Annotated in this window: 3 protein-coding genes (1 of these 3 running past the window's edge); 2 read left to right on the top strand and 1 reads right to left on the bottom strand. The window is 68.2% G+C overall.

From position 1 onward, the window contains the following. Nucleotides 1–141: 141 nt before the first annotated feature. Nucleotides 142–1275, bottom strand: a complete 1134-nt coding sequence (locus CAG29_RS20315) for a cupin-like domain-containing protein (RefSeq protein ID WP_085577542.1) — start codon at nucleotides 1273–1275, stop codon at nucleotides 142–144. 138 nt (nucleotides 1276–1413) lie between these two features. On the opposite strand from CAG29_RS20315, the gene CAG29_RS20310 reads away from it, so the two are divergent. Then, a complete protein-coding gene (locus CAG29_RS20310) occupies nucleotides 1414–2151 on the top strand; it encodes a thioesterase II family protein (RefSeq protein WP_085638158.1) in 738 nt (245 codons plus the stop codon). 317 nt (nucleotides 2152–2468) lie between these two features. After that, nucleotides 2469–10260, top strand: partial view of a non-ribosomal peptide synthetase gene (locus tag CAG29_RS20305; protein WP_085695045.1) — the 5' portion only. The gene runs 4619 nt beyond the window's last position; the window shows 7792 of its 12411 coding nt (coding positions 1–7792); it begins with the start codon at nucleotides 2469–2471; its stop codon lies off the right edge, out of view.

Here is a 10260-nt window from a genome sequence, read left to right as displayed (position 1 = left end):
GAAATCTCCCACGGTCTGTACTGCGTCAACAGTCAGAATCCAGCCTAGTCCCTCCTCCTCCCTTCAAGTACCAGCATACAAGCCAGCCTGCTGGCGATGGCGTCAGCGAGGGCGCCGCCGGGCAGGGGCAAGGCTGCCGCTTCACCAGCCCCGGCCGGAATTCACCCAGAAGTTCACCGACAGCGACGTCGAGACCGACTCCACCTGATGGAACCAGCCCTCAGGCAGGAACAGCAGATCCCCGGCCTCCAGCACCACCCGCAGGAACGTCACGTCGCGGGCGGCGGGGAAGCGCCCGTAGTCCGGCGCGTCCGGGTTGAAGTCGCAGCCGTCCAGGCCGCCTTCCGGCGCGGTGGACCAGGTGCCCAGCGCTTCGCGGTGATGGGGCGCGGCGAGGGTGAACCGCTTCTGGCCCCAGACCTGGGCGAACAGGTTGTCGGTGTCGTCGCGGTGCAGCGGCGTGAGGGTGCCTTTGGGGCCGATCCAGATCCGGGGCGGGATGAACAGCCCGGCGTCGAAGTAGGCCGGCAGGCGGATTTGTTCCATCAGCTTGGCCGGCAGGATGTTGTTGCCCATGTAGGCCGGCGGTTCGCCGTTTTCGCCCTTGACCGCCGGGCTGTCGAGGGAGGCGATGAACTCGGCCATGGACGTGGAGCGAAAGTCCCGCTCCGTGGAGAACGTCTTCTTCACGTAGTCGCCGTGGCGGGTGATGCCTTGCAGCTCGGCGAAGTGCTCCAGCGATTCTTCACGGCTGAGGTTGAACAGCGGCCAGTCGTGCAATGCATTGCTGATCACCACGGGAATGCCCTGGGGCAGGTAGCGGCGCCTGAATTCGTCCACCGGCAATTCGCTGCGCGGGCGCCGTTCGATCTGGGTCTGCACCGGCAGCCCCGCGGTGAGTCGCTCGCTTACGCGCGCCGGCGTCGGGTAACGTTTGTTCATGTCGACCTTTTCGGTCGGGGCGCCGCCGTGCATGGCTTGGTCGATGATTTGCGGCAGCAGCGTGGCCAGGCCCATGTTGCCGCCGATCTTCAGGCGACCGCTGGCGAACAGTTCCTCGACGTTGGCCGTGCCGCCCATGATCCCGAGGAAATCCTGCTGCGCCACCTCGATGGTCACATCGGGGCTGGCATGGCGCCCGGGCCCGGTGCGGCTGGTGGTTCCGACCTCGGCCCAGTACGCCGCCTGCGGGCCGAACACGAATTGGAACACGCCTTCGATGCCGACGGCGCCGGCATTGGCGAACAGTTTGCCCAGAATGCTGTGCAGATCCACGGTGATTCCCCGCTGTGACGTTGTTGTTTTGGTCTGAACGGTTAACGAGCGCTTGTCGGGGGAATTTACCGGGCGCCGACTAATTTGCCGGGCGGGCCATCCGTCCCCCCTCTATAGAGACGTTCATGAGAGGGAAGCGTGGTGACCAAGTTGACCCTGCTGTGCCTGCCGTATTCCGGCGCCAGTGCCATGGTCTACAGCCGCTGGCGGCCCAAGCTGCCGCAATGGCTGCAATTGCAGCCGGTGGAACTGCCGGGGCGCGGCGCCCGGTTCGACGAGCCGCTGCACACCGACATGCGGGGGCTGGCGATGCAGTTGGCCAAAGAATTGCGCCCGACGCTCAAGACCCCGTACGCGTTGTTCGGCCACAGCCTGGGCGCGTTGCTGGCCTGCGAACTGGCCCATGCCCTGCGCGCCTTGGGCTGCCCGGAACCGGTGGCGCTGTTCGCCTCCGGCACGGCGGCGCCGACCCTGCGGGCCGACTACGACCGCGGCTTCGCCGACCCCAAGACCGATGCCGAACTGATCGAGCAGCTGCGCACGCTCAACGGCACCAGCGAAGAGGTGTTGGCCAACAAAGAGTTGATGAGCCTGACCCTGCCGATCCTGCGCGCCGATTTCCTGCTCTGCGGCACCTTCGAGCCTATGCAGCGCCCCTTGCTCAACTGCCCGGTGCACGTGCTGGGCGGCAAGGCTGACCGCGCCACCACCGAACAGCTGATCGGCTGGAGCAAGGAGACCCGCGGCAGCTTCTCGGTGGACATGCTGGCCGGCGGGCACTTCTTCATCCATGAGCACGAGGCCAAGGTGCTGAAGGTGATCAAGGACCAACTGGAGATCCATCACCGGCGGCATGCCCTGGCCGTGAGCGCCTGACATTCCCCTCCAGTCCGGCAGGCGGTGCCCTCACTGAAGCCATCGCCAGCAGGCTGGCTCCCGCAGAGTGCCGGGTGAATGCAAAATCTGCGGCCACCGCAGCCCGGTGGGAGCCAGCCTGCTGGCGATGGCGTCAGCCCGGGCGCCGCCGAGCAAGGCCAAGACAACCCCTCCCACCTTCAAGAATTCCCTCCTGCGCCCCCGCTTTACCTCCCCGCTGACAGTTGTTCTCAATCGCTAATTTTTCAGGTCTGGGTTCGTTTTATAGGGACGACGTGCCTTTGTGCTTCTTGCCTACTGAATCCGGATCCCAAGAAATGAATGCTGATGACTCCTTGAAACTCGCTCGCCGGTTTATCGGGTTGCCGCTGGAAAAGCGCCAGATGTTCCTCGCCGCCCTGCAACGCGAAGGCGTGGACTTTTCAAGGTTTCCGATTCCGGCCGGGGTCGAGGCCGAGGATCGCCAGGCGCTCTCCTACGCCCAGCAGCGCATGTGGTTTCTCTGGCACCTGGATCCGCAGAGCGGCGCCTACAACCTGCCGGCGGCGGTGCGCCTGACCGGGCGCCTGAACCGGCCAGCGCTGGAGCAGGCCTTCGCCAGCCTCATCGAGCGTCACGAGACCCTGCGCACCGTGTTCCGCCAGCAGGCCGACGACAGCCTGCTGCAAGTGCCGCTGCAACAGCCGCTGGAGATCCGCCGCATCGACCTGTCGGCCCTGCCGGCGGACGAGCGTGAGGTACAGGTGGCGGCCGCCGCCCAGGAACAATCGCTGCTGCCGTTCGATCTGGCCAACGGTCCGCTGCTGCGGGTGGTGCTGCTGCAACTGGGCGAGCAGGAACACGTGCTGCTGCTGACCTTGCACCACATCGTGTCCGACGGTTGGTCGATGAACGTGCTGATCGACGAGTTCTGCCGCTTCTACGACGCTCACGACCAGGGCATCGTCGCCGAACTGCCGCCGTTGCCGGTGCAGTACAGCGACTACGCACTGTGGCAGCGCCGCTGGCTGGAGGCCGGCGAGCAGCAGCGCCAGCTCGACTACTGGCTGGCGCAGATGGGCGACGAACACCCGGTGCTGGAACTGCCGCTGGACCGTCCGCGCCCGGTGCTGCCGAGTAACCTGGGCCGGCGCCTGGAGCACGTCGTCGAGGCCGGGCTGGTCGAGCAGTTGCGCGGCGTGGCCCGCCAGCACGGCGTCACCCTGTTCATGCTGTTGCTGGGCACCTTCAATGTGCTGCTGCACCGCTACACCGGGCAGACCGACCTGCGCGTCGGCGTGCCCATCGCCAACCGCAACCGCCGCGAGATCGAAGGGCTGATCGGCTTCTTCGTCAACACCCAGGTGTTGCGTGCGCAACTGGACGGCCAGACCCGCTTCGCCGACCTGCTGCGCGACCTCAAGGAAACCGCCCTCGGCGCCCAGGCCCACCAGGACTTGCCGTTCGAGCGCCTGGTCGAGGCGCTGAAGCTGGAGCGCAGCCTGAGCTACAACCCGCTGTTCCAGGTGATGTACAACCACCAGCCGGAAGTCGCCGACGTCACCGCGCTCAAGGTCGGCAACGGCCTGGAGCTGGGCGTCATCGAGTGGGAAAGCCGCAGCACCCAGTTCGACTTGAGCCTGGACACCTACGAGAAGGGCGGCCAGCTGCACGCGGCGTTCACCTACGCCAGCGACCTGTTCGATGCGCAGACCATTGAACGCATGGCGCGGCACTGGAGCGAGCTGCTGCGCAGCGTCGCCGCCGATCCGCAGCAGCGGGTCGGCGACATCGGCCTGATGCAGGCGCAGGAACACGAGCAGTTGATCCGCCAGTGGGGCCGTCATGACGCCGCATGGCCGAGCGAGCGCCCGGTGCATGAGCTGTTCGAGGCCGAAGTGGCGAAGACGCCGGACGCGGTCGCCCTGATCTTCGACGGCGAGCAACTGACCTATGCCCAGCTCAACGCCCGGGCCAACCGCCTGGCCCGCACGCTGCTGGCCGAAGGGGTCGGCCCGGAGGTGTTGGTGGGCATCGCGGTCGACCGGGGGCTGGAGCTGATCGTCGCCATCCTCGCCGTGCTCAAGGCCGGCGGCGCCTATGTGCCGCTGGATCCGCAATACCCGCGCGACCGCCTGCTGTGCATGATCGAAGACAGCGGCAGCCGCCTGCTGCTGACCCAAAGCCATCTGCTCGGGCGTCTGCCGGTGCCCGAGAACGTCCGGAGCCTGTGCCTGGACCAGGCCGAAGCCTGGCTGCACGACGAGGACGGCAACCCGCAACGCACCGTCTGGGCCGACAACCTGGCCTATGTGATGTTCACCTCCGGCTCCACCGGGCGCCCGAAAGGCGTCGGCATCAGCCATGGCGCCCTGAGCAAGCACGCCTTCGCTTCGCAGCACTACTACGGCCTGAGCGCCGCCGATTGCGCGCTGCAGTTCGCCACGTTCAACTTCGATGCGTTCGGCGAGCAACTGTTCGGCCCGCTGACTTGCGGCGCCCGCGTGCTGCTGCGCGGCAACGAGGTGTGGGACAGCGAAACCCTGTACCGCCAGATCGTCGGGCAGGGCATCACGGTGATGGACCTGACCACCGCCTACTGGAACATGATCGCCAAGGAGTTCGCCGCCGCAGGCCCGCGCGACTACGCCGCGCTGCGCCAGGTGCACAGCGGCGGCGAGGCGATGCCGCCGGAAGGCGTGCAGGCCTGGCGCGAGGCGGGCCTGGGGCACGTGAGGCTGCTCAACACCTACGGCCCGACCGAGGCCACCGTCACCGCCACCACCCTCGATTGCAGCGACTACGTCAGCGGGCAGCAGCCGCTGCCGCTGACGATGCCCATCGGCCGGCCGCTGCCGGGCCGCCATGCCTACCTGCTGGACGCCGAGGGCCAGCCGACCCCGGTCGGCGTGGTCGGCGAACTGATGCTCGGCGGCGAACTGCTGGCGCGGGGTTACTTCCAGCGCGCCGACCTGACCGCCGAGCGCTTCATCCCCGATCCGTTCTCCGCCGATGGCGCGCGCCTGTACCGCACCGGCGACCTGGCGCGCTACAACGCCCTTGGCCAGATCGAGTACGTCGGCCGGGTCGACCATCAAGTGAAGATCCGCGGCTTCCGGATCGAGCTGGGCGAGGTGGAGGCGCGCCTGCTGGCGCTGGACGCGGTCAGCGAGACTGTGGTGCTCGCGGTGCAGGGCGGCAGCAGCCTGCAACTGGTCGCCTACGTGGTGCCGGCGGACGCCGCCGTGGTCGACGCCTCGGCCGACGGCCAGGGCGCAGCCCGCGAGGCGATCAAGGCGCAGCTCAAGGACAGCCTGCCGGACTACATGGTGCCGACCCAGATGGTGTTCCTGGCCGCGCTGCCCCTGAGCCCCAACGGCAAGCTCGACCGCAAGGCGTTGCCGGCGCCGGACGCCAGCCAGATGCAGCAGGCGTTCGTCGCGCCGCGCAGCGAACTGGAGCAGAAGATCGCGGCGATCTGGCAGGAGGTGCTCAAGCTCGACCAGGTCGGCCTGACCGACAACTTCTTCGAACTGGGCGGCGACTCGATCATTTCCATTCAGGTGGTCAGCCGCTCGCGTCAGGCCGGGATTCACTTCAGTCCGCGCGACCTGTTCCAGCACCAGACCGTGCAGGCGCTGGCGGCGGTGGCGCAGCAGGGCCGCGGCGGGGTGAGCATCGATCAGGGGCCGGTGACCGGCGAGCTGCCGTTGCTGCCGATCCAGCACACCTTCTTCGAAGACGACATTCCCCAGCGTCACCACTGGAACCAGGCGGTGCTGCTGCGCAGCCATCAGGCCCTGAATGCCGACGCGCTGCTGCAAGCGCTCAACGGGCTGGCGGCGCACCACGACGGCCTGCGTTCGCGCTTCGTCGAGGGCACCGACGGTTGGCGCGCCGACGTGGCGCCGGTGGCGGCCGACCCTGAACTGCTGTGGACGGCGGACGGCCTGACCGATGCCGACCTGCAAGCGCTGTACGGCAAGGCCCAGCAGAGCCTGAGCCTGCAACACGGCCCGCTGCTGCGTGCGGTGCTGGCCACCGTCGCCGACGGCAGCCAGCGCCTGTTGCTGGCGGTGCATCACCTGGCGGTGGACGGCGTGTCGTGGCGGATCCTGCTGGAGGACCTGCAACAGGCCTATCAGCAAGCGGCGCAAGGCACGGGCATCCAGCTGCCGGCCAAGACCAGCCCGTACAAGGCCTGGGGCGAGCACCTGCAGGCCTACGCCGCAACCGACGCGGTGCAGGCCGAACTGGGCTTCTGGCAACGTCAGCTCGACGGCGCCGAGCTGGCGCTGCCGTGCGACAACCCACAGGGCAGCCGCCAGAGCCGTCACGCCAAGGTTGTCCACAGCCGCCTCGACAAGCGCCTCACCCAACAGCTGCTGCAACAGGCCCCGGCGGCCTACCGCACCCAGGTCAACGACCTGCTGCTGACCGCCCTGGCGCGGGTGATCTGCCGCTGGACCGGCCACGCCGACACCCTGATCCAACTGGAAGGCCACGGCCGCGAAGACCTGTTCGACGACATCGACCTGACCCGCACCGTGGGCTGGTTCACCAGCCTGTTCCCGGTGCGCCTGACCCCGGCGCAATCCGTCGCGGCGGCGATCAAGCAGGTCAAGGAACAGCTGCGCGCGATCCCCAACAAAGGCATCGGCTTCGGCGTGCTGCGCCACCTGGGCGAGCCTTCTGTGCAGGCCAGCCTGAAAGCGCTGCCGATGCCGCGCATCACCTTCAACTACCTCGGCCAGTTCGACGGCAGTTTCGATGCCGAAGAGGGCGCGCTGTTCAGCCCGGCCGGCGAGGGCGCCGGCGGCGAGCAGAGCCCGGACGCGCCGCTGGACAACTGGCTGGGCGTAGAAGGCCAGGTCTACGACGGCGAGCTCGACCTGCGCTGGACCTTCAGCCGCGAGCAGTTCAACGAGGCGACCATCGCCCGTCTGGCCGCCGAATACGAAACCGAGCTCCAGGCCCTGATCCGCCACTGCTGCCTGCCGGAATCGATGGGCGTGACGCCGTCGGACTTCCCGCTGGCGCACATCGGCCAGGCGCAGTTGGACGCGATCCCGGTGCCGGCCGCCGCCATCGAAGACCTCTATCCGCTGTCGCCGATGCAGCAGGGCATGTTGTTCCACACCCTGTACGAGCAAGGCACCGGCACCTACATCAACCAGCTGTGCGTGGACGTCGACGGCCTCGACCCCGAGCGCTTCCGCGCCGCGTGGCAGGCGACGATGGATGCCCACGACATCCTGCGCAGCGGCTTCATCTGGCAGGGCGAACTGCAGGAGCAACTGCAGATCATCCACCGCCGCCTCGAACTGCCGTACACGCTGCTCGACTGGCGCGAACGCGACGACGTCGCCCAGGCGCTCAAGGACTTCACCGCCGCCGACCTGGCCCAAGGCTTCGACCTGACCCGGGCCGGGCTGCTGCGCGTGACCCTGATCCGCGTTGCTTTACACCGCCATCACCTGATCTTCACCAACCACCACATCCTGATGGACGGCTGGAGCAGCGCGCAGATGCTCGGCGAGGTGCTGCAGCGTTACGCGGGGCTTGAGCCGGCGCGTCCGGTGAGCCGCTACGCCGATTACATCCAGTGGCTGCAACGTCAGGACGCCGCCGTCAGCGAAGCGTTCTGGCTGGCGCAACTGGCGGACTTCCAGGAGCCGACCGTGCTGGCGCAGGCTGCGGCGGCCGGCGGCGAGGTGCGCACCGTAAGCGGTCATGCCCTCACGCATCACGACCTCGACGCGGCGCGCACCCGGCGCCTGAACGCGTTCGCCCGTGAACAGAAAGTCACTGTCAACACGCTGGTGCAGGCCGCCTGGCTGCTGCTGTTGCAGCGCTACACCGGCAGCGCCTGCGTGGCGTTCGGCACCACCGTGGCCGGGCGTCCGGCGGAGATTGCCGGCATCGAGCAACAGGTGGGCCTGTTCATCAACACCTTGCCGGTGATCGCCGCCAGCCGTCCGGACCAGACTGTGGCCGCGTGGCTGGCCGCCGTGCAGGCGCAGAACCTGGCGCTGCGTGAGTTCGAACACACGCCGCTGGCGAACATCCAGCGCTGGGCCGGGCAGGGCGGCGAGTCGCTGTTCGACACCTTGCTGGTGTTCGAGAACTTCCCGATCTCCGAAGCGCTGCAGCACGGCACCGCCGAAGGTGTGGTGTTCGGTCCTGTGGCCAACCAGGATCAGACCCACTACCCGCTGACCTTGGGCGTCACCCTGGGCGACACCCTGGCGCTGCACATGAGCGTCGACCGGGCGCACTTCAGCGCCGCCACCGTCGAGCGCCTCAGCGCGCAACTGCTGCACCTGCTGGAGCGGTTCGCCGAATCCGGCGAGCGCCGCCTCGGCGAGATCGCCCTGGCCACTGCCGAGGAACACGCCCGGCAACAGGCCGAGAACCGGCCGCAGGCCTACCCGATGGACATCGCCGTGCATCAGCGCTACGCCCGACTGGCGGCGCAGCAGCCTGAACGCACCGCCGTGATCTTCGACGGCCAGCACTACAGCTATGGCGAACTGGATGCCCGGGCCAACCGCCTGGCCCATGAGCTGGTGGCCCGTGGCGTGGGCGCCGAAGTGCGGGTCGGCGTGGCCATGCCGCGCAGCGAAGGCCTGATCGTCGCGCTGCTGGCGGTGCTCAAGGCCGGCGGCGCCTATGTGCCGCTGGACACCAGCTACCCGCGCGAGCGCCTGGCGTACCTGATGCAGGACGCCGGGCTGGCGCTGCTGCTGACCGATTCGCGGGTGTCGGCGCAGCTGCCGGTCGGCGAGGCGCTGAGCGTGCTGGAACTGGACCGCCTCGACCTCAGCGACCGTCCGGCCCAGGCGCCGGACGTGGCGCTGGATCCGGACAACCTCGCCTACGTGATCTACACCTCCGGCTCCACCGGCAACCCCAAAGGCGTGAGCGTCACCCACGGCCCGCTGTCGATGCATTGCCTGGCCATCGGCGAGCGCTACGAGATGCGCGACACCGACTGCGAATTCCACTTCATGTCGTTCGCCTTCGACGGCGCCCACGAACGCTGGCTGACCAGCCTGACCCACGGCGGCTCGCTGCTGATCCGCGACGACAGCCTGTGGACGCCGGAGCAGACCTACAACGCGATGCTCGAACACGGCGTGACCGTGGTCGCGTTCCCGCCGGTGTACCTGCAACAGCTGGCCGAACACGCCGAGCGCGTGGGCAACCCGCCGAAGGTGCGCATCTACTGCTTCGGCGGCGACGCGGTGCCGAACGCCAGCTTCGAACGGGTCAAGCGTGCGCTGAAGCCGGAGTACATCATCAACGGCTACGGCCCGACCGAGACCGTGGTCACCCCGCTGATCTGGAAGGCCGGCCGCGATGAACCGTGCGGCGCCGCCTATGCGCCGATCGGCAGCCGCATCGGCGACCGCAGCGCCTATGTGCTCGACGCCGACCTGAACCTGTTGCCCCAAGGCATGGCCGGCGAGCTGTACCTGGGCGGCAGCGGCGTGGCCCGCGGCTACCTGAACCGGGCGGCGATGACCGCCGAGCGTTTCGTTGCCGACCCGTTCGGCCAGGCCGGCGGCGTGCTGTACCGCACCGGCGACCTGGTGCGCCAGCGCGCCGACGGCACCTTCGACTACCTGCAACGCATCGACAACCAGGTGAAGATCCGCGGCTTCCGCATCGAGCTGGGGGAAATCGAGGCGCGCCTGCAAGCCCTGGAGGGCGTGCGCGAAGCGGTGGTGGTGGCCCAGGAAAGCGGCGGCAGCAAGCGCCTGGTGGCCTACGTGGTCGGCGACGCGCAGCGGGCGGACTTCGCCGAGGGCCTGCGCGAGCAGTTGAAGGCGACGATGCCGGCGCACATGGTGCCGGCCTACGTGCTGACCCTCGAACGCATGCCGCTGACGCCCAACGGCAAGCTCGACCGCAAGAACCTGCCCAAGCCTGACGTCAGCCAATTGCAGCAGGCTTACGTGGCGCCGCAGACGGCGCTGGAGCAGCAACTGGCGACGATCTGGCAGGACGTGCTCAAGCTTGAGCGGGTCGGCCTCGGCGACAACTTCTTCGAACTGGGCGGCGACTCGATCATCTCGATCCAGGTGGTCAGCCGCGCCCGCCAGGCCGGGCTGCGCTTCACGCCCA

The organism is Pseudomonas sp. B7(2017) (genome assembly GCF_002112745.1).
Classification (GTDB): Bacteria; Pseudomonadota; Gammaproteobacteria; order Pseudomonadales; family Pseudomonadaceae; genus Aquipseudomonas; species Aquipseudomonas ekonensis.
This window is presented reverse-complemented; position numbering and strand designations above follow the sequence as displayed.